The 24638-nt window shown below is 32.4% G+C and carries 23 protein-coding genes and 1 pseudogene; 13 read left to right on the top strand and 11 right to left on the bottom strand.

Annotated features, from left to right (window positions below; translation table 11 throughout):
- Positions 1-4 precede the first annotated feature (4 nt).
- The 4 genes from sucC to F555_RS0108165 all read right to left on the bottom strand — a co-directional run bounded on the left by sucC (position 5) and on the right by F555_RS0108165 (position 2882).
- Positions 5-1093, bottom strand: coding sequence for an ADP-forming succinate--CoA ligase subunit beta (gene sucC, locus F555_RS0108150; protein WP_018154732.1), 1089 nt, complete (start codon positions 1091-1093; stop codon positions 5-7).
- Positions 1094-1192: 99 nt separating this feature from the next.
- A complete protein-coding gene (pyrI, locus tag F555_RS0108155) occupies positions 1193-1636 on the bottom strand; it encodes an aspartate carbamoyltransferase regulatory subunit (RefSeq protein ID WP_018154733.1) in 444 nt (147 codons plus the stop codon).
- Between the two features lie 92 nt (positions 1637-1728).
- Positions 1729-2367: a TfuA-related McrA-glycine thioamidation protein gene (locus F555_RS0108160; RefSeq protein ID WP_018154734.1), complete on the bottom strand. Its 639-nt coding sequence runs from the start codon at positions 2365-2367 to the stop codon at positions 1729-1731.
- A complete protein-coding gene (locus F555_RS0108165; RefSeq protein ID WP_018154735.1) occupies positions 2364-2882 on the bottom strand; it encodes a phospholipase D-like domain-containing protein in 519 nt (172 codons plus the stop codon). The genes F555_RS0108160 and F555_RS0108165 overlap by 4 nt, the downstream gene beginning before the upstream one ends.
- Before the next feature lie 218 nt (positions 2883-3100).
- Between F555_RS0108165 and F555_RS0108170 the strand changes: the two genes are divergently transcribed.
- A complete protein-coding gene (locus F555_RS0108170) occupies positions 3101-4300 on the top strand; it encodes an acetylornithine transaminase (protein ID WP_018154736.1) in 1200 nt (399 codons plus the stop codon).
- 111 nt (positions 4301-4411) lie between these two features.
- Here F555_RS0108170 and F555_RS0108175 read toward each other — a convergent pair whose 3' ends face one another.
- Positions 4412-4717, bottom strand: a complete 306-nt coding sequence (locus F555_RS0108175; protein ID WP_018154737.1) for a WYL domain-containing protein — start codon at positions 4715-4717, stop codon at positions 4412-4414.
- Positions 4718-5668: 951 nt separating this feature from the next.
- Between F555_RS0108175 and F555_RS0108180 the strand changes: the two genes are divergently transcribed.
- The 6 genes from F555_RS0108180 to tes all read left to right on the top strand — a co-directional run bounded on the left by F555_RS0108180 (position 5669) and on the right by tes (position 10613).
- Positions 5669-5860 (top strand): hypothetical protein, encoded by a 192-nt coding sequence (locus F555_RS0108180; RefSeq protein WP_018154738.1) that lies wholly within the window; start codon positions 5669-5671, stop codon positions 5858-5860.
- Complete coding sequence (locus F555_RS0108185) at positions 5844-6110, top strand: type II toxin-antitoxin system RelE family toxin (RefSeq protein WP_018154739.1); 267 nt, start codon at positions 5844-5846, stop codon at positions 6108-6110. The genes F555_RS0108180 and F555_RS0108185 overlap by 17 nt, the downstream gene beginning before the upstream one ends.
- Positions 6111-6784: 674 nt before the next feature.
- Entirely contained in the window at positions 6785-7681 is an 897-nt protein-coding gene (locus tag F555_RS09250; RefSeq protein WP_018154740.1) for a hypothetical protein, read from the top strand.
- A gap of 339 nt (positions 7682-8020) precedes the next feature.
- Complete coding sequence (locus F555_RS0108195; RefSeq protein WP_018154741.1) at positions 8021-8353, top strand: restriction endonuclease; 333 nt, start codon at positions 8021-8023, stop codon at positions 8351-8353.
- A gap of 265 nt (positions 8354-8618) precedes the next feature.
- A complete protein-coding gene (locus F555_RS0108200; protein WP_026183021.1) occupies positions 8619-9026 on the top strand; it encodes a helix-turn-helix domain-containing protein in 408 nt (135 codons plus the stop codon).
- Positions 9027-9083: 57 nt separating this feature from the next.
- Positions 9084-10613: a tetraether lipid synthase Tes gene (gene tes / locus F555_RS0108205; RefSeq protein WP_245547929.1), complete on the top strand. Its 1530-nt coding sequence runs from the start codon at positions 9084-9086 to the stop codon at positions 10611-10613.
- Between the two features lie 95 nt (positions 10614-10708).
- On the opposite strand, the gene phoU is transcribed toward tes, so the two are convergent.
- From phoU to F555_RS0108230, 6 genes and pseudogenes are all read right to left on the bottom strand, one after another.
- A complete protein-coding gene (phoU, locus tag F555_RS09690; protein ID WP_026183022.1) occupies positions 10709-11386 on the bottom strand; it encodes a phosphate signaling complex protein PhoU in 678 nt (225 codons plus the stop codon).
- Positions 11387-11527: 141 nt separating this feature from the next.
- Positions 11528-12052 (bottom strand): annotated as a pseudogene (locus F555_RS09695) (phosphate signaling complex PhoU family protein); the annotation flags it as partial.
- A gap of 41 nt (positions 12053-12093) precedes the next feature.
- A complete protein-coding gene (gene pstB, locus F555_RS0108215; protein WP_018154745.1) occupies positions 12094-12849 on the bottom strand; it encodes a phosphate ABC transporter ATP-binding protein PstB in 756 nt (251 codons plus the stop codon).
- 75 nt (positions 12850-12924) lie between these two features.
- Positions 12925-13794 carry a phosphate ABC transporter permease PstA gene (pstA, locus tag F555_RS0108220; RefSeq protein ID WP_018154746.1) on the bottom strand — a complete coding sequence of 290 codons (870 nt, stop codon included), beginning with the start codon at positions 13792-13794 and terminating at the stop codon, positions 12925-12927.
- 73 nt (positions 13795-13867) lie between these two features.
- Entirely contained in the window at positions 13868-14743 is an 876-nt protein-coding gene (pstC, locus tag F555_RS0108225) for a phosphate ABC transporter permease subunit PstC (protein WP_018154747.1), read from the bottom strand.
- Positions 14744-15070: 327 nt separating this feature from the next.
- The gene (locus F555_RS0108230) at positions 15071-15922 is read right to left on the bottom strand and encodes a phosphate ABC transporter substrate-binding protein (protein ID WP_018154748.1); all 852 of its coding nucleotides are present in this window, start codon (positions 15920-15922) and stop codon (positions 15071-15073) included.
- A gap of 904 nt (positions 15923-16826) precedes the next feature.
- Here F555_RS0108230 and ppsA point away from each other — a divergent pair.
- The 6 genes from ppsA to F555_RS0108260 all read left to right on the top strand — a co-directional run bounded on the left by ppsA (position 16827) and on the right by F555_RS0108260 (position 24631).
- Positions 16827-19124, top strand: coding sequence for a phosphoenolpyruvate synthase (ppsA, locus tag F555_RS0108235; RefSeq protein WP_018154749.1), 2298 nt, complete (start codon positions 16827-16829; stop codon positions 19122-19124).
- 365 nt (positions 19125-19489) lie between these two features.
- Positions 19490-19948, top strand: a complete 459-nt coding sequence (locus F555_RS0108240; protein WP_018154750.1) for a phosphopantetheine adenylyltransferase — start codon at positions 19490-19492, stop codon at positions 19946-19948.
- A 359-nt stretch (positions 19949-20307) separates the two neighbouring features.
- Positions 20308-21219: an AEC family transporter gene (locus F555_RS0108245; RefSeq protein WP_018154751.1), complete on the top strand. Its 912-nt coding sequence runs from the start codon at positions 20308-20310 to the stop codon at positions 21217-21219.
- 180 nt (positions 21220-21399) lie between these two features.
- On the top strand, positions 21400-22245 hold the full coding sequence (gene galU / locus F555_RS0108250) for a UTP--glucose-1-phosphate uridylyltransferase GalU (RefSeq protein WP_018154752.1): 846 nt from the start codon (positions 21400-21402) through the stop codon (positions 22243-22245).
- Positions 22246-22254: 9 nt separating this feature from the next.
- Entirely contained in the window at positions 22255-23157 is a 903-nt protein-coding gene (locus F555_RS0108255; RefSeq protein ID WP_018154753.1) for an SDR family oxidoreductase, read from the top strand.
- Between the two features lie 145 nt (positions 23158-23302).
- A complete protein-coding gene (locus F555_RS0108260; protein WP_018154754.1) occupies positions 23303-24631 on the top strand; it encodes a UDP-glucose dehydrogenase family protein in 1329 nt (442 codons plus the stop codon).
- Positions 24632-24638: the final 7 nt, after the last annotated feature.

A 24638-nucleotide genomic window follows, 5' to 3' on the forward strand; every position in this document is an offset into this window, starting at 1 on the left:
AAAATTAGTTGTTGATCGTTTCCATTAACTTTTTAGCTGCATCTTCCATGGAGAGCTCGTAAGGTATTCCATGTTCTTCCAATATTTTTCTTCCTTCTTCTTCATTTGTTCCCATCATCCTAACTGCAAATTTGACATTTGGATGCTCTTCTAAAACATCAACGATACCTTTTGCAACTTCATCGCATCTTGTGATACCGCCTAATACGTTAATGAAAACTCCTTTTACACCCTGCTTTTCTAAAACCTTTTTAAGTGCTTTTTTAACTATTTCTGAACTGGCTCCACCACCTATATCTAAGAAACATGCCGGTTCTCCACCAAACTCTTTAACAATATCCATACTAGCCAAAGTTAAACCTGCACCATTGCCTATAACCCCAATGTCGCCATCCAGTTCAACATAGGCAAATTCTGATTTGTCTTTTTTATTGAATTCTTCGAATTCTTGATAGTTGTGTCTGTAGAATGCATCGTCGTCCACATTTAAAACAGCATCTGCAGCAAAGATTCTTCCGTCCTCGGTAATAACCAATGGATTTATTTCAGTTAAAGTTCCGTCCATGTCTTTGAATACCTTGTAGAGTTTGTATATCACATCTGCAATTTTTGGGATTTCTTCGGACGGGATAGAAGCCTCGTTTAAAATATTTCTTGCTATGTATGGTAAAAATTCCTTTTCCAGGTCCACATAGTGTTTTACTATTTTTTCAGGCGTGTTTTTTGCAACTTCCTCTATGTCCACTCCACCTTCGGTTGAGAACATTATAACAGGCTTTTTTTCCGTTCTGTCTATAACTATACCAATATAGTATTCCTTTTTTATTGGAAGCTTATCTTCAATTAAAACTTTTTCAACTTTTTCTCCTTTTATTTCTTTCTTAAGGAGCTCTTCAATTTTTGCATTGGCTTCTTCGGTATTATCTGCAAAAAGAATTCCTCCAGCTTTTCCTCTACCGCCAACTAAAACCTGAGCCTTAATTACAACTGGTTTTTCAATGGATTCTATTTTTTCTGAAGTTAAAATACTTTCAGGTACTGGTATTCCATAATTTTTGAATATTCTCTTTGCCTCGTATTCATGCAACTTCATTTAATCACCTTATACCTGTTTATATTTTTATATCGACAATTAACAATAACAATAAATAATAACAACATAACATCATCAAAAATACAAAAAGTGAAAATTCTATTTTGAATATATTATGGAGCTAATGAACTTTTCACAGTATATGCATCTTATTTTTAAAGGATGTTTCTTTTCTACAATGAATTTAGACTCTATTTGTTCTTGGTTAGTGATACATTTTGTGTTTGTACACTTTAAGATACCCTCGATTTTTTCAGGGATATCTAATTTAGACTTAAATATTACCTTTCCATTTTTTATAATGTTTATTGTTGCATTAGGTGAAATAAGACTTATTTTATTAACATCCTCTTTGGATAACTCCAGACCTTCTATTTTTAAAATATCCTTTTTATTTCTTTTTTTAGAAGAAACATTCATAGCCAGTGTTACTGGTAATCCTTCTTTAATATTTAAGATCCTATAGACTTCCAGAGCTTTTCCTCCATCTATATGATCAATAACAGTACCGTTTTCAATCCTTTTTACCTTTAGTTCTTCCATGAGCTCACCAAGATAAATGTTATTTTAGTACCTCTTCATACCTGCTTAAATATAAAATAAATTATTGTGTTTAACTTAGTATAGAATAATATTTAGATTTTAATAATATATTCTTTAATTTTATACAACATCTCAAAAGCATCGCTTCTTTTTATATCGTCATGAGTTTTGAAGTAACTCAAAAGTTTTTCTTTCATATCCTCTTCAAATTTACTTTTTTCAAGTACGTTTTCAAAAGTTCTTAAAGGATAGTATAAACTTTTTGCTATTTTAAGTAAATCCCCACCATCTTTTTCATGTATGATTCCATCTTTTATAGCATTTTGCACCATTATTCTAAAATTAATCATTGAAAAAGTTATTTGATGGAAGTCTTCACTGAATGTAACTGCAACCTCATCATCATCTGTGATTATTCCGTTCTTATAATATTCGTATATTTTCCCTACCCCTATCATTCCATAGGTATCTAATTCAGAAGCTCTTAATGCACCCATTGAACTTGCTCCAAATATTTTCTTACCTTCGTTTAATCTCTTCAGTATCTCCCTGTGGGCCACTGCAGAATTCTGTAAAAAAACTCCGTCAATAATGCCAATAATATCGTAATTATCAATTTTACTGTCCATCAAGTCTCCTCTCTTAATAGGGGGAAATACATCAGCTTCTTTTAGAACATCCTTTATTTCATCTTCTTTTAAGGTTAATTTTGAAAAGATAGCTATTTTCATTTACTTAACCTCCATAAAAATTCAAAATATTCCTTTTCATCGGTGAGAATGTTTTTATCAACAATTGCTACGCTGGATTCCCTATTTTCAAATAAAGCCTTATCTGTCCAATTATGGCTCCCAACTACTACGGTATCATCCACAATTATGAGCTTATTATGGGTTCTTTCAGAGTTTAGAGTCCTTACTGAAATCCTTTCGCTACTGAGTCTGTTCCTGACCTTTTTATTTGATTCAACATTTCTGTCGAGAATTATTCTAACCATAACTCCTCTCTTTCTTGCATTTATCAGTTCGTTTATAAGTTCTTCAGTTTTTTTACAGCAAAATATGGAGAACATTACTATAGATATTTCCCTTTTTGCGGATTTTAAAAGGTTGATAACATAATAATAGTATTTTTCATCGTTTAATACTTTGATATCTTGTTTTGTTTTTTCTAGATTTTTAGATTCGTTTTCCACACATCTGAGATTCTTAAGATCTTGTATCATTTTTGAAAGGACAAAAATCAAGTATATCATCAGGACTAATAGTATAGTGTAGATAATTAATATATAATTCAATAAATTGGTAAAATTTATCATATTATCATTCCTATTTACAAACAAATATTTATTTTATCTTTTTATCTTTGATGTATAATTACCTATATGGATTAAATTATAAATACAATAAAACAATATTTCATAAAAACACCATAAACTCAATAAGATACTAAATTGGTGATTAAATGAATACCACCTATGATGTTGAAAGTGACATAATTGAAGAAGAAAGTAAATATGTAATGAGAACATATGGAAGGTTACCTGTTGTTCTTGTTGAAGGTAAAGGGATTTATGTTTATGATATAAACGGAAAAAAATATATTGACTTCCTTGCAGGAATTGCAGTAAATAATGTTGGTCACTGCAATCCAAGGGTAGTTGAAGCTATTAAAAATCAGGCTGAAAAATTAATCCATGTTTCAAACATATACTACAATATACCTCAAGTAGAGCTCGCAAAGAAACTTGTAAATTTAAGTGGTTTGGATAAAGCTTTCTTTTGCAACAGTGGAGCTGAGGCCAATGAAGCTGCAATAAAACTTGCAAGAAAGTATGGTAAGAGTATAGGAAAGGATGGTGGAGAAATAATCACAATGGAAAACTGTTTCCATGGTAGGACTTTAACAACAATAACTGCAACTGCAAAACCAAAGTATCAGGAAGGATATGAGCCCCTTCCACAAGGATTTAAATACATTCCATTTAATGATATAGAAGCTTTAAAGGAGAGTGTATCTAATAAAACCGTCGCTATAATGATAGAACCTATACAGGGGGAAGGGGGAATACATGTTGCAGATAAGGAATATTTAAGAGCGGTTAGGGATTTATGTGATGACGAGAATATAATTTTAATATTTGATGAAATCCAGTGTGGGGCAGGTAGGACTGGAAAGATGTTTGCCTATGAACACTATGGGGTTAAACCTGATATAATGACCCTTGCAAAGGCACTTGGTGGAGGAGTACCTATTGGTGCAACCCTTGCTAAAGAAGAAATTGCAAAGGTATTTACACCTGGAAGTCATGGAACCACTTTTGGAGGAAATCCTCTTGCATGTTCAGCTGCACTAGCTTCAGTTGATGTTATAGAAGGTCTCTTAGAAAATACTCAAAAAATGGGAGACTACCTAACCAGTAGGTTAAAGGAGCTCATGGAAAAGTACGACTTTATTAAAGAAGTTAGGGGAATGGGGTTAATGATAGGAGCTGAGTTAACATTTAACGGTGGAGACATCGTTAATAAAATGCTTGAAAAAGGTTATTTAATAAACTGTACCTCAGATACAGTTTTAAGATTTTTGCCACCGTTAATGGTTGAAAAAGACCACATAAACGGTATGATTGAAGCTTTAGATGATGTATTCTCGAAAATAATCTAATTCTATAATTTAAACTTCTTTTTTTCTTTTTTTCATTAAAAGTGAATTTATTTAAATAAATTTTGTGAAAATGTTAAGCCATTTAAAATAGTGAAAAGTAATTAAAATTAACTATTCTATTATTTTGCAAATTATGTGTGGTATCTGAGTATCCCCCTGTGGATTATATCCCGGTCTTGGTTTTTCAAATCGTTCATCGAGTAAATTAACTGATGAAATATTTTCCACAATAAAAAGTTTCCACCCGCTAGCTTCTCCACTATTGCTATCTCCTTTTATTTGATATGCTCTCAACTTTTTTTGATCGTAAGTATCATTACCATAACAGTGTGGTTCTATTGTTCTCGCATCCCCTCCATTATATATTATTTTTAATTTTCTTTTTTCATTGATTGCAGTGATTATTTTATTATACATGTTCTTCCCCCCTCGTGGATTCATATCTTATTAACTAACAATAGGTGTATAGATATAAAAAACTTAGTATTGTCAAAAAGTAAATTATATCCTATAAAATAAGTTAATAGATATCATCATGATTTCTTTAAAAGATTACCTAAAATTGTTAGGGAAGGGAAAAAGGAAGCTCAGAAAATATTAGATAATCTTTCAGATAAAAATAGAATTACACTTCAAACCAATGAATGCGTAATTCCTACAAAGGCAGTAGGGGAAGGATATTTTGGACAGGAGTTAAAAGAATCCGAAGAAGGATGGAGAAATAGGTATGATGGAGATAATTTATTAGTCATGCAGGCACTCCTTGCAGGAGGTGAATATACTCCATCGATGAGAGGAAAATTGACTTAATTTATAAAGTGTGTCTATTGTGAAGTAGTAAAATCCATAGAAATGGAAAAACCAGTAAGGAACACAGGAATACCATTGCTTAGAATTAGACAAAAACCTTCGGTTTTTGTTGTTCGCTTACTTCGTAAGCGATGTGGTAGATACTTTAACTATTTAACAAATACAGTATTTAATAAGCATAAATTCCCTATTTATTATCCAATGAATATTCCTAATAGGCTTCTGATCGATTCCATCTGTATCCAGAACTTTTTAATCCTTCTTTTAAGTCATAATTGCATAATTATCACGATTATGATATGTCTTAATATATAATTTATATAACATTATATATAAATTTATAGAATTATTAAAAAGTGAATTAAGTATTTTTTTGAAAGTCTAAAAGAGAATTTTACCTTTTGTTTTATAAAGCAATAGTTGGTAAGTATTTTTTGAACCCTTTTTTATCTCTTAGAACGAAAAATATTTTAGTGAAATATGATTTATATGTATAAAAGGCATAATTATTTATGGGATTAATACATTAATTATAATTAAACAGTATATGGTGTTATCATGGCAACAGATACTTTTATTGTAAAGGATGGGAAAATAAAAGGAGTAATTATTGAATATGACGAATATGAGAAAATTGAGGAACTTTTAGATATTGGTTTAGCAAAGGCTATGGATGAAGCAAAAAATGATAAATTAATTTCGTATGATAAAATAAAGCATTTATTGGGGGATGATGAAGGTTCTATTTAGAAATTCATTTGCAAAGGATTTGGAGAAAGTTCCGATGAATGTGAGGAAAAAAATAAAAAATATTATTGTAGATCTCCAAAATACTGATAATTTTTTTAGCATGAATTTGGATGTTAAAAAAATAAAAGGATATGGTAATTATTATCGTTTTAGAGTGGGACAATATAGGGTTGGGATTGAATGGAATGACGATACGGTTATTTTTTGTAGAGTGTTGCATAGAAAAAGCATTTATAAGTATTTTCCATGATAATTCTATTTTATTATTCTAATTATTATTTAAATGCTTTTTTAAGTTCTCGTGTCTTTATTAACCCCCTATCCGCATACTTATATTTATAAATCATTATATATAAAGTTTTAATGATACTTCACCATGTAAATTATAATAATTATTAAGTAGTTGCAAAAGTCATTATAATCTATAAAATAAATTCGTAGGGTGTATTATTGGTTTCATTATAGATGAATTACCTAAAATTGTTAAGGAATGGAAAAAAGAAGCTCAGAAATTTTAGGCGGCCATTCAGATAGAAATGAGAGTAAATACTGAAACAATAATTATTTCTCGGAAGTTAAGGCACGGAAAGACCTTAATAATAAATGTCCAACAAAAAATGCTTTCAATTATTAACTTTGTGAATACTATAAATGAGCTCCCACATGAAAATAATTACTTTTTTATCTTTGCCCACACATCTCCTCCTCGTTAAGTGAGAATATATGATTACTATACTCTCTTAACTCCCCAATAAGTTTTGTTGTAATATGTAACAATATTTTCCTTATCTATATGAAACCAGTCTTCAGTCTAAAGTTGGTTAATGCAGATAAAAGGTATTATTCCACACTAATTTAAAAATTCATACACTATAATTCACATAAAAACAAATAAAGAATATCTTGCAGAATGGGTGATAAACAATGATGCAAAGTGGTGCAAGATGTATTGGAGGCAATATGCCTCAAGATATTCAAAAAAAAGTAGATAATCTTTTAGATGAATTCGGAAAGATTGTAGAAAACATTTCCCAAAGCCGAGAACTTAGAAAAGCTATGGTGAGAAGCAGATTGCCATGTAGCATAATAGCCTTATTAGATGTTCAAAATTTGTATATTATAGCTCAAAATCATTTTGGTATGCCCAGTACTTTATATATTTATGACCGTGATATACGATTATCACCAGAACAGGCAATAAATATATCCCGTTTTGACTTTGGATTTCACGACCCATTCCTTATAAGATTTCCAGCTTCATTGCTTGATCAAAGTAAGGAATGCCGCCAAAAGTTATTGAATGCAATAGCATTAACACATATTGAATCAGAAGTTCAGAGGGTTATAAAAATGACCAATCTTATTCAAATAAACCCAATTTTTGGACCTGCATCTTATAGTATGGACAAACAGTTGGTTTTTGTCCTTATGCCTTTTGATGATGAACTCACTACAATATATGAGACCATTATCAAACCCACAGTTGAATCTATGGAGATGGTTTGTCGACGTGCTGATGACTACAAAACAAATAAAGCAATAATTCAAGACATATGGAAGGGCATCTGTGAAGCAAGACTCATCATTGCAGACCTTACAAATTTAAATTCTAATGTAATGTATGAATTAGGGATTGCACATACAGTTGGTAAAGAAACAATTATGATCTACCAAAAAAATAAGGAAGAGGTTAAATTTCCTTTCGACATTGCTCATATTCGAAGGATAGAATATGAAAATACTGCCACGGGCGGTAAAAAACTAGAAGTAGATATTAAGGAAACAATAACGTCCATACTCGAACCTACAGCAATACCTTAATGATTTTAATAAAAAATACAATACTCTAAACTACTATACTATTCAATAATTACACTTTTAATAATTCGATTTTCTTTTTAGCTTTTCTGATTTCCTCAGCTCTTAAGTATATACAACTCATGAGTGTTTAAACTGTATATGTAAGCAAGTCCCAGTGCAAATATCTCTTTTTTATTTAGAATTTCCTTTAAAATTAATTGCCATCAGTGATAAATTTGAATAATGGTATTATTCAAAAGGTCGTCACTACAACGCCGCTAGGTTTTAAGATAACTATAAATTAAGTTTTCCATATATATTTAATTATAATTTACTTTTTAACTTTTTAGTGGAGATATAATGGCAAAAAGAAAAGGAAGTAAAAAAGAAACTATTGTAGCTAATAAACTAAAAAAATCAGGGCACAAGATATTGGAAAGAAATTCAGTTAAAAGATTAAATCAACACAAAAAAGCAGAATACGATATAATAACAAAAAGAGGTAATAAAAAATACTCTATTGAAGTTAAAAGTGGAAAACAAACATTAACAAGTACCGACATAGAAAAACATATTAAAAAATCAAATAAAATAAGGGCAAAACCAGTATTTCATGTTAGTAAAAGGGTTAAATTTACAAAACCAGCTCAAGAATTGGCTAAAAAGAAAGGAGTTAAAATAATAAGGGGTTAGTAGTTAAACTTCAATTGATATAATCAATATTCTTTTTAAGTTATTACTGAATTTGGATTTAAAAAAATATATAAACCTTAATTGATAAATATTATGTTGTATGATTGAGGACAAAATTACTGAGGGGATAAATATGGAGGGCGTTGATATAAATAAACAGAACGAAGGGGAAATAAAAAAGGAGATCGATGAAATTATAGAGAATGTAAAAGCTGCATCACACAATGAGAAAGAAAAAGATGATGATAATACCGTTAATAAAACAATTAAAAATGTGGATAAATCTTTAATTGACAGTTTGGCAAACTTGCTGTCAAGTGAAGTTAAGGCAAAAATTTACATTTATCTTAGAAAGTATGAAAACAGTACAGTGGAAGAAATAGCTCATGGGACTGGGATATATCCTTCAACAGTTAGAGAGGCAATTTTAGAAATGTACAGAGAGGGGATTGTAACTAGAGGTAAGCTAGATAAAGAGGGGTCAGGTAAAAAACCGTATGTTTATTCAGCAATACCTCCATCAGAGATCGTGAAAAAAATTTCAAAGTCCCTTCAAAAGAAGTTAAATGATTTAATGATGGTAGATAAAAAAATCAAAAAGAAAGAAATTAAAGTACCATTTTTACCTGTGAAGATAGTCATAGATGAAAATACTGAGAATACTGAGAATTGAAATCTTCACATCGTAGTTTAGGAGCTCCCAAAACTTTTTAAAAATTTTTAAAGGGTCATGTTCAATAATGAAAATATATATCGTTGGGTGGTATTTTTGAAGACCTTATCCTTATGCCCCACATGTTTAAAGAAAGTCGAAGCTGAAGTATTTGAAGAAGATGGCGAGGTTATAATAAAAAAGGAATGTGAGGAACATGGTAAATTTAGGGACATATACTGGAGTGATAGTGAACTATACGAGAAATACAAGAAATATGAATACATAGGAGACAAGTTGAAGAATACAAATACTGAAAGAAAATATGGATGTCCATTTGACTGTGGACTGTGTCCAAGCCACGTATCTACAACAGTACTAGCGAATTTGGATGTTACAAATAGATGTAATCTAAACTGCCCAATATGCTTTGCAAATGCAAACCGTACCAAGATGATATACGAACCATCCCTTGAAGAGATAAAACACATGATGGTTAATTTGAGGAATGAAAATATACCATGTCCTGCAATACAATTTGCAGGAGGGGAGCCCACACTTAGGGAAGATTTACCTGAAATTATAAGAACTGCCAAGGAGCTCGGTTTTATCCATATACAGATAGCCACAAATGGAATTAAACTTCAAAATGTTGAATACATAAAGAAGCTGAGAGAGGCAGGTTTATCAACAATTTATTTGCAATTTGACGGTTTAACTGAAAAGTCCTATTTAACTGCAAGGGGTAAAAATCTACTTCCTGTAAAACTAAAAGTTATCGAGAGCTGTAGAAAGGCAGATTTTAGAAGTATAGTTTTAGTGCCCACACTTGTTAAGGGGGTTAATGATGACCAGATAGGGGATATAATAAGATTTGCTGCAAAAAATGTGGATGTTGTAAGAAATGTAAATGTTCAACCTGTTTCATTTACTGGACGAATAGATGAAAATAAAAGATTTGAGCAGAGAATAACAATTCCTGATTTTGTTGAATTGGTTGAAGAACAGACCAACGGAGAGATCTTAAAGGAAGATTTTTATCCAGTACCTTCGGTAGTACCTATGTCATTATTTGTTGAGCTCTGGGGAAATAGACCTACAGTAAAGTTAAGTTCCCATCAGCACTGTGGTGCTGCAACCTATGTTTTTGTTGAAAATGAAAAGCTGATTCCAATAACAAGGTTTTTTGATGTTGAAGGATTTATAGAATTGTTGAATGAGATTAGCCAAGAGATAAAAGAACCCCATAAACTAACAAAAACAGAACGGGCAAAAATAATTTTGAAAATTACGAAAAGACTTCCAAGTTTGGTGGAGCACTCAAAGGCCCCTTCAAACGTGAAACTAATCGAAACAATAATAAGAATTCTAAAAGGGGACAACAATGCCCTTGCAAAATTCCATTACAACAGTATTTTAGTTGGATGTATGCATTTCATGGACCCATACAACTTTGATACAAGAAGAGCTCAGAGATGCGTAATTCATTATGCCACACCTGATGGAAGAATCATACCATTTTGCACGTACAACACACTTTATAGAAAAGAAATAGAAGAAAAATATTCGATACCTATTGAAGAGTGGAAGAAAAAATTAAGTCAGTAAAAAATAAAACTTATTAGCTTTCATAATGTTTAAAATGTTGGATCGAAAAGTTTGCTATTATCCTTTTAAAAAAATGTTGGATAGAAGAAGCATATCTAACTTTCATAATGTTTAAAATCAAATTCCTCTTCTTTTATACGCTCTCCAGTTATCATATAAACTATCCTATCTCCAATGGATGCTATTAAATCACCGATTCTTTCCAAATACTTTGCAGCAAAGATAGTCTCTGTGGCCATGGTAATGTTTTTAGGATTTTCAATTACGTAGCTCATCATCTCCCTATAGAGCTGTTCATATAATCGGTCTACTTTTCTATCTCGGTCATATACTTCTCTTGCCAATTCCTCGTTTTTTGTTTTAAATGCAATTAATGCATCTTTTAACATGCTTTCAAGATAATCTAGCATTACATTTAATATCTCATTTTCTCTTTCGGCATTTAATTCAGATTTTAGAACTATTTTGGCTATTTTTGAAGCACTATCTCCTATTTTCTCTAGTTTTGATATTGTTTTAATAACTGTTAGTATCTCCCTTAAATCGGTTGCAACAGGTTGCTGAAGTGCAATAATTGAAACACATTTTTCTTCAATTTCCATTTCCTTTCTATCTATTAAATCATCTCCCTCTCTGACTTCTTTTGCAAGTTCTTTATTGCAGTTTAAAAATGAATCAACTGATTTTCTTAAAGCATCCATACAAAGGTTGCCCATATCTATTACATCACTTTCTATTTCTTCAATTTTTACATAGAATGCTTCCCTAGTCATTTTATCACCTGATGTTGTCCATTGGGCTCTATTGAGTAATTTTTCTTCCCCTAAGTACTTTCCAGACCAAGTGCAATTATATCTCCACATCCCTCTAAATACTTTGCAGTTAAAATTAGCTCTCCACTTTTCTGGACTTTGCATACTTAAATTTACCATATCCATATAAATTTCATAGCATAGTTCTTTTATCTCCTTGTTTCTCTCGTGAACATCCATTGCTAACTTTTCGTTTCCAGTTTTAAATGCTATCAAAGAATCTATGGACATAGCTTCAATTTTTTCCATCATTAAATTCAACAGTTTATTATCTCTTTTGATATTAGATTTGGATTTCAAAGTTATTTGCGCTATTTTTATGGTATAGTTTCCAATTATCTCCAGTTTGGAGATTATTTTAATAATTGTCATTACAGTCTTCAAGTCGGTTGCAACAGGTTGCTGAAGTGCAATAATTGAAACACATTTTTCTTCAAGTTCTCTTACTTTTTTATCCAGCGAACTATCACATTTAATTACCTCTTTGGCAAGTTTTTTATCGGAATTTAAAAATGCGACCATAGATTTTCTCAGAATGCCCAAACATAGGATACTCATATCCAATACATTATCTTCTATCTTTTGAATTTTTTTAAGAAATGCTTCTCTAGGAACTTTTCCCCCCATATAGTTCACCCCCCTTAATTAATATTCTAAACTTTAGGCATTTATCCAAATAAACCCCTTATGTAGTTTTCAGTTTCTTTTTTCTCAGGTTCAAGGAATATTTTCTCAGTTTTGTTAAATTCTATGAGTCTCCCCATTAAAAAGAATCCAGTGTAGTCTGAGATCCTACTTGCCTGTTGCATGTTGTGAGTAACTATAACAATCGTATAATCTTTTTTGAGCTCAGCCATTAGATCTTCAATTTTTAAAGTGGAAATTGGATCAAGTGCGGAAGTAGGCTCATCCATCAATATAACTTCTGGTTTCACAGCGATGGTTCTTGCAATACATAATCTTTGCTGCTGCCCCCCTGAAAGACCTAAAGCTGATTTTTTTAAGTCATCTTTAACTTCGTCCCATAGTGCGGCCTTTTTCAAAGCCCACTCCACGATTTCATCCAATGTTTTTTTGTCGGTTATTCCATGTATTCTTGGGCCGTAGGCGACATTGTCATAAATACTCATTGGAAATGGATTTGGTTTTTGGAATACCATTCCTACTCTCTTTCTTAGTTCCACAACATCCACATCTTTGTCATAGATATTTTTTCCATCAAGTAAAATTTCGCCTTCTATTTTTACAGTGGGGATTAAATCGTTCATCCTGTTTAAGCATCTTAAGAACGTAGATTTACCGCAACCACTCGGTCCAATTAATGCAGTAATTTTTTTTTCATAGATTGGTAAATTAATGCCCTTTAAAGCTCGCTTTTCACCATACCACAAATTTACATTCTTTGTATTCATTTTTAAATCCATCTGACCCACCTACTTATTTAGTTGTTATTTTGCGTCATTGAATCTTATTTTAAAAGTTCTACATAATTTATTTCATTATTGAGATGATGTCATTTTAAATCTGTTTTTGAGTATATTTGCTAAACCAAATAAGATGAACATCATTAATATAAGGACTAAGGCAATACCGTAGGCCATCTGTAGTTCTTCAGCTGTTGAATATTCTGTAGCAAGTACATATAAGCTAAAAGGTAGTGCTTCTACCCTATTAAATAAACCTATACCAAACGAAAAGGCAGTTGCAGCTGTGAACATAATTGCAGCGGTTTCTTCTGCACTTCTCCCCATGGATAATATTATTCCAGTTATAATTTGAGGCAGTGCGGTCGGAACTACGACTTTTCTAATGGTTTGCCATTTTGTAGCTCCAAGTGCCAAACTACCTTCCCTTAATCCTGGAGGTACTGCTTTAAGACCTTCTTCAGTAGCCCTAATTATGGTGGGAAGTACCATAAATGATAGAGTTAAAGCCCCAATTAGGAGACATGGTCCAACTGTTTTAATTGCTATGGCATAACCAAAGAGACCAAAGACGATTGAAGGAAATCCTGCCAAACAGTCAGATGAGAATCTAATTATTCTTGTTAGGATATTATCTGATGCATATTCATGTAGATATATGGCCCCCAGTACACCAAAAGGTATGGAGAATAATACCGACAGTACAACCAAGGCAAAAGTTCCGAGAATGGAATTCCATATTCCATCAAATGTTCGTTCTGTTCCAAGTATAACGTTAATTGGGTTACTTTCTCCAAAGAAGAATTCCATGTTTATTGCGCCTATTCCATTGACAAAGATATAACCCACTATTACAAATAATATACCAATTACTGTAAACCCAAAGAGGTACAGTGTGAAAAATGCAATTTTTTCTTCTAATCTGGCTCTTTGCGAATGGTTCAAAATCCCACCTTTTAAACGTTAAGTGATTCTGACATTGTTTAGTATTATAATGATCCAATGTACTTAACTTTATTTAATCCCATTTTATTCTATATTTCTTATCTAAATATTGCGAAATTAGATTTAATCCAATAACCATTACAAACAAAACTATGCCTGTTGCAAACATTGCATAGTATACCACACTTCCTGAAGCCGCTTCCTTAATGTTTAAAACTATATGTGAAGTTAACGGTCTAACGGGATCAAATACTGATCTTGGTATAAGGGCCCAGTTTCCTGCAACCATTAAAACTGCCATGGTTTCCCCAATAGCTCTTCCCATTCCCAGCACTATACTTGATAGAATACCACTTAATGCTGCTGGAAGAATTACCTTCTTAATAGTCTGCCATTTTGTGGATCCGAGTGCTAAACTACCTTCTTTTAACTCACGTGGAACTGAATTTATCGCATCTTCTGATAGGACGGTTATTGTAGGTAATATCATAACTGCCAGTATTATTGAAGCTGCCAGCCAACTAAATCCCGGATTTACATTGAAAAAATCTCTGAGAAATGGAACTAACAAAACCATACCTACGAAACCATAAACAACAGATGGTATTGCAGTTAAAATTTCAATAGCTGGTCTTAAAATACTTTGTACTCTTTTAGGTGCCATTTCAGCCAAAAATATGGCACAACCTACACCTAGAGGAACTGCAAACAAAAGAGCCAAAATAGTTACGACAAAAGAGCCAACTATCATGGGAAATATTCCATAATAGCCCATAGTTGGATTCCATTTCATCCCAAAAACAAAATCTACAGGACTTATAAAATTAAATGCAGGTATGCCATTGAATATTAAAAACAAAATCATCGCTAAGATGATTATACTCGAAAATAATGCGCACAATTTTAAGAAATTTTCCAAAATAAATTCAAATACGTTCCTTTTATGCATTTTTTTCACCATTCCGAATGATTTGGACAAAAGTTGCTACTCCATTACAACCTTCAACCTTCAATTGCAGTATTAGATAATGGATAAGAAATTACTTCGGAATTTTATTTAATTTCCGAACTGAAGTGGATGAAATCAAAAACTTATTGAATGTTGTAAATTAATATTAACTAATATGTTCATTCAATGGCTTACATAAAAACTTATTGTTTTGTGGTAAACAGGGGATATTATTGAGGTATGCTGTATTTATATTTGACCACAAAATATTCGTAAATTTATCTAACTGACATATATAAATCTAAAAAATTGAGAAGAATATTTTATTTATTTAATAGGTAGGTAGCCTTTTTCTCTAACTATTTCTTGACCTTCAGGACTTAAAACATAGTCTAAGTAAGCCTGTACTGCAGGAGATGGTTCCCCATTTGTAATCATGTTTAGAGCTCTTGAAACTTTATAAATTCCTTTTTTAACATTTTCTTCTGTAGGTTCTACACCATTGAACTTAACAGCTTTAATAGTGCTGTCAACATATCCAATTGAAAGGTAGCCTATTCCGTTCTTGTCCTGTTTAACTGCAGTTTTCATTGCACCATTTGAATTAACTACTGTAGCTTTTTCAGTAATTTTTCCTTTACCAAGTGCTTTTTCCCAGAATACTTCTCTAGTACCACTTTCTTCGTCCCTTGTGTAAACGTTTATAGGTGCGTCAGGACCTCCAACTTCTTTCCAGTTGGTAATTTCTCCTGAGAAGATTTTTTTAACTTGCTCTTGTGTTAAATCTGAAACTGGGTTTTCTGGGTGAACTACAACTGCCACACCATCGCGAGCTATGCTGTGAGTGATTAAATTAGGATATTTCTCTTTTTCTTCAGCTTTTAAGTCTCTTGAAGCCATACCAATGTCAACCAAGCCTTCAGCAACTTGTTTGACACCAAAACCTGAACCTCCACCTGATACTTCAAGGTTGTAGTTTGGATTTTTCATCATAAATTTTTTTGCAGCCTCTTTAGCAATTGGTAATACTGTAGTTGAACCTGAGATTTTTATTGTTACTGGCTGATTATTGGCACTTACACTGTTTGAATCGGCAGGACCACCACCAATACATCCACTAAAACTGACAAACGAACTTATCAGCAATAGGCCAAAAATTAGGCCGAGATACCTTTTCAAGGGATCACCTCTAAACTTTTTGATAATAATCCCTCTACATTACGAATATATAAATGTTTCTATTTTGCTACATTTATTTCATAAAATATGAACTAATAGGTATAATGAATGAATATACCGCTTCATCATTAATAACTGTTACAAGTCTAAACTCAGAATAATGTAGTAAAATATCCAACCAAAAGCTTTACAAAGTATCACGAGATAATATCAAATGTAACATCGTAGGTGAAGCCATGTTAATGATGACTGAAATTTGATGACTGGCTCATTTTAACAGTCTCTCTCTTTATATCACACAGTTAAAAACTATTAACGAGGATCCTAAAAGCAAGAAACTCTAAAATGACACATACTTCATATATCTGATGAGCAGATTTTAACGATATTGTAATATGACTCCATAGGGCTTTACAAGAGAAATTTGGGAATATAGACATACAATCACGGCGTGAACACCAACCGTTCATCATTGTATGACAAAGGGATAAAAAGTATAAACCAATAATTCAGTAAGAAAAATAGATTAAAATATACAATCAAGATAGAAGCAAATATTGGCATAGATAACGAGTCATCATATATTATACCACTATTGAACGCTGGAAAACTATACAGTATTTAAAAGTACAATAGAATTAATATATATGCTATCATATAAATACTAATTATATAAATTAAAAAAGCGATTCCAGATGTACATGCATTCGATATACTGATACAATAGGAGGTGCGGTTACACCGGCATGATATTACCTTTGAAATATGCATATATTGAGGTTTGGAATGATGGTTAGATATTATAACCTGTTCTGAGTCTATGGCTTAACGTAGTATATATAAAGTAAATATTAATAAACTCTTTTTCTAATATACCATATCTCAATCATAAGGGAGGAATAACATGAAACTAATAGCATGGTTAGATGATCTAAGGAATGAAGATGTTAATATAGCAGGTGGAAAAGGAGCCTCTTTAGGTGAAATGTGGAATGCAAAATTACCGGTGCCTCCAGCATTTGTTGTTACTTCAGAAGCTTACAGGTACTTTATTAATGAGACAAAATTGGACGAAAAAATAAGAAATATCTTAAGTGGATTGGATGTTAACGACACAAAAGAATTAACTAAAGCTTCAAAAGAAATAAGAAAACTCATTGAAACTGCAAAAATGCCAGATGATTTGAGATTGAGCATTATTGAAAGTTATCATAGGCTCTGTGAGATGAGCGGGGGAGAAGAAGTATTTGTTGCAGTTAGGAGCTCAGCTACTGCAGAAGATTTACCTGATGCAAGTTTTGCAGGTCAGCAGGATACCTATTTGAATATTAAAGGGGCCGAAGAAGTTGTTAAAAGTGTACAAAAGTGTTTCTCATCATTGTTTACCCCAAGAGCAATATTTTACAGAGAACAGAAAGGATTTGACCACTTTAAAGTAGCTCTAGCTGCAGTTGTTCAAAGAATGGTAAATGCCGACAAAGCCGGTGTAATGTTTACCGTAAACCCAATCAATCAAGATTACAATCAAATGGTTATTGAAGGAGCCTGGGGATTAGGTGAAGGTGTTGTTAGTGGAACTGTAAGCCCAGATACCTACATAGTAGAAAAAGACCCATTAAAAGTGGTTGATATTTACGTTGCAAAAAAGGATACAATGTTTATAAAGGATGAAAATGGGGAAACAAAAGAAATACCTACTCCAGACGATTTAAAGGAAAAACAGGTTTTAACTGAAGAAGAAATAATAAAATTGGCAGAAATAGGTATGAGAATTGAACAGCACTACAAGAGACCAATGGATATTGAATGGGCCATTGAAAAGGGTGAAATATTCATGCTTCAAGCAAGGCCTATTACAACATTAGGGGAGAAAAAAGAAGTGGAAAGAAAGGGAGCTGAAGAAGTTGAAGCTAAAATTTTGGTAAAAGGTATTGGAGCATCACCGGGTGTTGCTTCAGGAAAAGTAAAAATAATCATGGACCTTGAAGAAATAGGAAAAATTGAAGATGGAGACATTTTAGTCACAAAAATGACAACTCCGGATATGGTCCCTGCAATGAAAAGGGCAAGTGCTATTGTTACAAGCGATGGTGGCCTTACCTGTCACGCAGCCATCATTTCAAGAGAGCTCGGAACACCATGTGTGGTAGGTACAAAAAACGCTACCCATGTTTTAAAGGACAACATGATTGTTACAGTAGATGGTGAAAAAGGAGTAGTCTATGAAGGAGAAATAAAGAAAAAAGAAGAAGTGAAAGAAACAGGAGCTCAGGTAGTATATCAGGGAGCTCCGGTGATAACTGCTACAGAGATAAAGGTAAATGTAAGTATGCCAGAAGTTGCTGAAAGAGCTGCTGCAACTGGAGCCGATGGTGTAGGTTTATTAAGGGCAGAACACATGATTTTAGGAACTGGAGTACATCCAAGTAAGATTTTAGCTGAACAAGGGGAAGAGGCTTTGATTGATGTATTTGCAGAGGGAATAAGAAAGGTTGCAGATGCATTCTACCCAAGACCTATAACCTACAGAACATTGGATGCTCCAACAGATGAATTCAGAGGATTACAAGGCGGAGACGATGAACCAGAAGAACACAACCCAATGATGGGCTGGAGAGGTATTAGAAGAGGACTTGATCAATCAGAGATTTTAAAATGTGAGCTCCTTGCTATTAAGAAGTTAAGGGAAGAAGGCTACAAAAATATAAGTATAATGATACCTCTTGTAACCAATGCAGATGAAATTAAGGCAGTTAAAAAAATTGCTTGTGAAATTGGGTTGAATCTTGAGAAGGATATTGAGTTTGGTGTAATGGTTGAAACCCCTGCTGCAGCCTTGATAATTGAGGATATAATAGAAGAAGGTATAGATTTCATAAGCTTGGGAACCAATGATTTAACACAGTATACCATAGCAATAGACAGGAACAACGAATTCGTTTCAAAATACTATATGGAAAACCACCCTGCGGTTATGAAACTTATTGAACATGTTATAAAAGCATGTAAAAAACACGGTATAAAAACTTCAATCTGTGGACAGGCTGGAAGCAGACCTCAGATCGTAGAAAAACTTGTAGAATGGGGTATAACCAGCATATCTGCAAATATCGATGCTGTAGAAACCATAAGAAATGTTGTAGCAAGAACTGAACAAAAGATAATACTCGATGCAATAAGAAACAAAAACAGCGAATTGTAAGTAATATTGCCGCCCATATCTATTATTTTACTATTTTTATTTATTTGATTACTATTTTGATGCATTAACATTATTATTTAATCATTATTTACATTAACTGTTTTTTGAAATTATTGAATTGAACTAATTTTTTTAGTTAAATTTAAATTATAGGGATATGCAATTTAACTAAACTTACTTCATACCAGTTAAAATTAAAACATAAAAAATTACTTTAACTTTAATTCAACGAATAAATGGCATACACATAAATTTAACTACAATCATTATTGTATAGTAGCAATGCACCTACATACCACACACATACTGTAAATTTTATAGAATAATAATATAATATAAAGTACGGAAACCGGAGATGAATTATCATGTTTGAAAAGCCAAAAGTAGTTGTTGGCGGAACTTTTGATATACTTCATGAAGGGCATAAAAATCTATTTAAGTATGCTTCAAAATATGGGAAACTTTGTATTGGGATAACAAACGATGAATTTGCCAAAACATATAAAAAACACGATATAAATCCCTTAAATATCAGGATTAAAAATCTGGAAAAATTTTTAGACGAAAACAAAATTGACTATGAGATACAGATAATAAACGACCCATACGGAGACTCTATAGAAAAGGACTATGATATAATTGTTGTAACTCCTGAAACATATCCAAATGCTGAAAAAATAAATGAGATAAGAATAAAAAACAATTTAAAACCACTGGAAATTAAAGTTTACGGCTATGTTTTAAGTGAAGATAAAAAACCGATATCAACCACAAGAATAAGAAATAAAGAAATAGATGATAAAGGCAGACTGTTAAAATCATAGTTATACTACGAACTTAGGCACTGAATGTATTACAAAGTCTCCAACTAAAAAACACTACCGAGCGAAGCGAGGTAGTGTATTGTTTTTGGAATCACCTGAGTGAAACGAAGGTGAGTTATGAAAATCCTTCGGATTTTCATTCAATCCAAACCTCTCGACAAAAATTCTTCGAATTTTTGTGAGTATCAACGAAAATCAAAGATTTTCGTGAGTCAGCGAATTCTTTGAAATTTGCTTCGATCGACGAAACATAGTTTCGTGAATCGACAAATTCCGAAAGGAATTTGTCTCGATCAGCAAATCTTCGATTTGCTTCGATTTTTTAAAAGGTTTGGAAATAAAAATAACTTGGTGTTATGATGGAAATAATGATTATCATAGTTCTCTTAATATTAACTGGTTATCTATCAAAATATTTTGGCATATTGAAAGAAAGCGACAGGTTAACACTCAATAACATTGTTGTGCACATTGCGATGCCATCAACTATCTTTTTAACCATCATGAAAAACGTTTCACCTGCGGATTTACCCCAATTTTTAAAACTGCCTGTTTTAATATTTTTAACATTTGTTATCTGCGGTTTTATAGGTTATTTAATTGGAAGACTTTTAAAATTAAATAAGGAATCATTGGGGGGACTTATATTAGTTTGTGCACTGGGCAATACTGGGTTTTTAGGATATCCAGTAATTTACGGATTTTATGGAACAGAAGGTCTTACAAGGGCAATATTTTGTGACATAGGCAGTGTTTTTGCGAGTTTGCTATTTGGGACCTATGTTGGATTGAAATTTGGAAATGAAAATAGCAATAACTCAATTATATACGAGCTCCTAAAGTTTCCACCATTGATTACTGGGATATTAAGTATAGTACTAGTATTTTTTGGATTTAATGTTGACAGCTTTCCAGGATTTATTATCAAAACATTAGGTTATTTATCAAATGCTACAATTCCTTTGATTATGCTATCTCTTGGTTTATCGTTATCTCCAAAATCTGCAAGATTTGGGGCCATTTATGGAGTTATAGCATCGATGGTTAGAATGGGAATTGCTCCTTTGCTCGTATTTGCACTTTCAACCATATTTCTCATAGATGGATTGGAAAAGAATGTTTTAATACTTGAATCTGCAATGCCCTCTGCAATGATGTCCCTTGTATTTGCGGTTATGTATGAGTTAGATGTAAAATTGGTAGCTTCAGCATGCTTTATAACTACGGTGGTTTCTTTGTTTATACTGCCATTAATATACAGTTTTTTATAGAGCTCATGCCCATGCTTTATAAGGTTTTAATTCTAAAAAATAATTTTTAAAACTGCCTCATTTTCATAAAAAAAATGATTAAAATTAAATAAAAAAGGAAGTAATAATATAATATTGAGGTAATGAAAATAGTGATTGAAGATTAATACAGATATGGCTACTAACTATCAAGGTGGAAAAATGATAAAAAAAGCGATAATTCCTGCTGCAGGATTTGGTACAAGATTACTTCCAATTACAAAAGCTCAGCCAAAGGAAATGCTTCCAGTTGTGGGCAAACCAATCATACAGTACGTGGTAGAAGATTTAGCTGAAGCTGGAATAGACAACATACTCATGGTAACAGGAAAAGGAAAACAGGCGATAGAAAATCACTTTGATAAGAACTTTGAACTTGAGGAAAAACTTAAAAAAGATGGAAAAAACGAAGCTTTAGAGATCTTAAAAGAAATTGACGATATTGCATGTATATTTTATATCAGGCAGAGGGACCAGAAAGGTCTTGGAGATGCAATTTTCTGTGGAAGTGAATTTATAGGGAACGAGTACTTTGTGGCAATGGTTGGAGATACCATCTATTCAGGAAATGTTGTTAAAAAGTTGATAGATGCATATAATAAGTACAAATGCTCTGTTATAGCACTTGAAAGGGTACCTATGGATGATGTTCATAAATATGGAGTTATAGCAGGGGAGGAGATAGAAGAAGGAATATTTAACATTACAGATTTAGTTGAAAAACCACCTAAAGAAAGAGCTCCTTCAAACTTAATTATAACCGGAGCTTACCTGCTCTCTCCAAAGATATTTGAACACTTAAAAAATACAAAACCTGGAAGGGGTGGAGAAATCCAACTAACCGATGCAATGAAATCAATGTTAAAAGAAGAAAAAATATTAGGAGTTGAAGTGGATTTCAAAAGATACGATATTGGAGATATTGAAGGATGGTTAAAGGCAAATGTGGAATTGGGAATTGAAAATATCGAAGGCTTTAAGGACTACCTGAAAGAACTATGTAAATAAGGTGAAAAATTGAAAATTCTTGTAACCGGGGGAGCTGGTTTTATTGGCAGCCATGTCGTAGATAAACTTGTAAAAAACAACCATGACGTTGTTGTACTGGATAACTTACTTACTGGAAATTTGAATAATATAAATAAGAATGCTGAATTTGTGCATGGGGACCTTTTGGATAAAGATTTAAATCTCGAAGGAATCGACGTGGTTATACACCATGCCGCCCAGATAAATGTAAGAACATCTATTGAAAAACCAGTTTATGATGGAAATATCAATGTTTTAGGTACATTGAATTTATTGGAAAAAATGAGGGAGTACGATGTTAAAAAAATAATATATGCTTCATCCGGTGGTGCAGTATATGGGGAACCGAAATATTTACCAGTGGATGAAAATCATCCCATAAATCCACTATCCCCTTATGGATTGAGTAAGTACTGTGGGGAGGAATATATAAAACTGTACAACCGGTTATATGGTATTGAATACTGTATTTTAAGGTATGCCAATGTATATGGCGAGAGACAGGATCCAATGGGGGAGGCTGGAGTCATAAGTATTTTTGTAGATAAAATTTTAAACAACCAACAACCTGTAATATTTGGAGATGGAAACCAGACAAGGGATTTTGTATATGTTGGTGATGTAGCTAAGGCAAATCTAATGGCTTTAAACTGGAAAAATGAAATAGTAAATATAGGAACTGGAAAAGAAATATCTGTTAATGAGCTATTCAATTTAATATCCAGTGAATTAGGTTATAACGATAATCCAATATACGACAAACCAAGGGATGGAGAAGTTAGAAAAATTTACTTAAATATTGATAAGGCAAAAAAATTAGGGTGGAGCTCTGAGTACGATTTGAAGGAAGGGATTAGAAGAACTGTTGAGTGGATAAAGAATAAAGAATAATTTCGGAGTGAGTGAAGCGAACGAAGAGTATAAAATTGCTTCGCAATTTTAACTTCGAACCTTTGGTTCGATGCAACGAAAACCGTTTAGGTTTTCGTTTAATATTATTTTTTAGATTTATGAAATGATAGGAGAGGTATATAACATGAAAATCTCAGTTATAGGAACAGGTTATGTTGGTTTGATTCAGTCTGTCGGGTTAGCAGAGTTTGGATTTGATGTTGTTGGAATAGATATAGATGAGAGTAAGGTAAAACAGTTAAACGACGGAAAATGTCCATTGTATGAGGAAGGTTTAGAGGAGCTCTTAAAAAAGCATGTAGGAAACAATTTAAACTTCACCACATCTTATGAACCAATAAAAGATTCAGATGTTATTTTTGTATGTGTGGGAACTCCGCAGGATAACGAAGGAAATGCAGACTTAAGGTTCTTGTTCTCTGCTGTTGAAAAGATGAAGGATTATTTGAACAAAATGTATAAAGTCGTTGTTATAAAATCTACAGTTCCAGTAGGGACCAATAGAAAGGTTAAAGAGCTTTTAAAGTATTATAATGTTGATGTGGTTTCGAATCCAGAATTTTTAAGGGAAGGAATTGCAGTTCACGACTTCTTTGGTCCTGAAAGAATTGTTTTGGGTTTTGAGGATTTGAATAACAACAAGCCAATCGAAATAATGAAAAACATGTACAAATATTTCATGGATAAAAACATCCCATTTATAATTACCGATTGGGAAAGTGCTGAAATGATAAAATATGCATCAAATGCATTCCTTGCAACAAAGATATCGTTTATAAACGAGCTCTCAAAACTGTCCGATGAAGTTGGTGCAGACATAAAAACCATAAGTAAAGCTATGGGATTGGATAAAAGAATAGGGGATAAGTTTTTAAATGCTGGTATCGGCTATGCGGGAAGCTGTTTTCCGAAAGACGTTAAAGCACTTATAAAACAGTTTGAAAACCACAATTTATCCCCTAAATTAATTAAAGCCACTGATGAAGTAAATGAAGAACAGATAAACTGGTTTTTTAACAAAATTAAAAATCACTACAAAGATGATTTAGACCAAAAAACCTTTGCAGTGTTGGGATTAGCATTTAAACCAAATACTGATGATTTAAGGGAAAGCAGAGCTATAAAATTAATAGATCTACTATTGGAGAATGGAGCCATTGTTAAAGGGTTTGATTACGTGGAGAAGGCTAGAGAAAATGCCATTAACAGCTACAAGCTAGATAAATCAAAAGCACATTATGGTTACAATTTATACGTGTTTGAAAGTGTTTATGAGACAGTTAAAGATGTTGATGGAATTATAATAGCAACTGAGTATGATTTCAATAAGGAAGACTGGGAAAAAATTGGAGATTTAGTTAAGGAAAGGGTTATATTTGATGGGAGAAATATATTGAACGAGGAAAAAGTTAAAAGTTTAGGATTTGAATATATGGGGGTCGGGATACAATAAATTGGCA

Origin of the sequence: Methanothermococcus thermolithotrophicus DSM 2095 (assembly GCF_000376965.1) — an archaeon.
GTDB lineage: Archaea > AGJL01 > Methanococci > Methanococcales > Methanococcaceae > Methanothermococcus > Methanothermococcus thermolithotrophicus.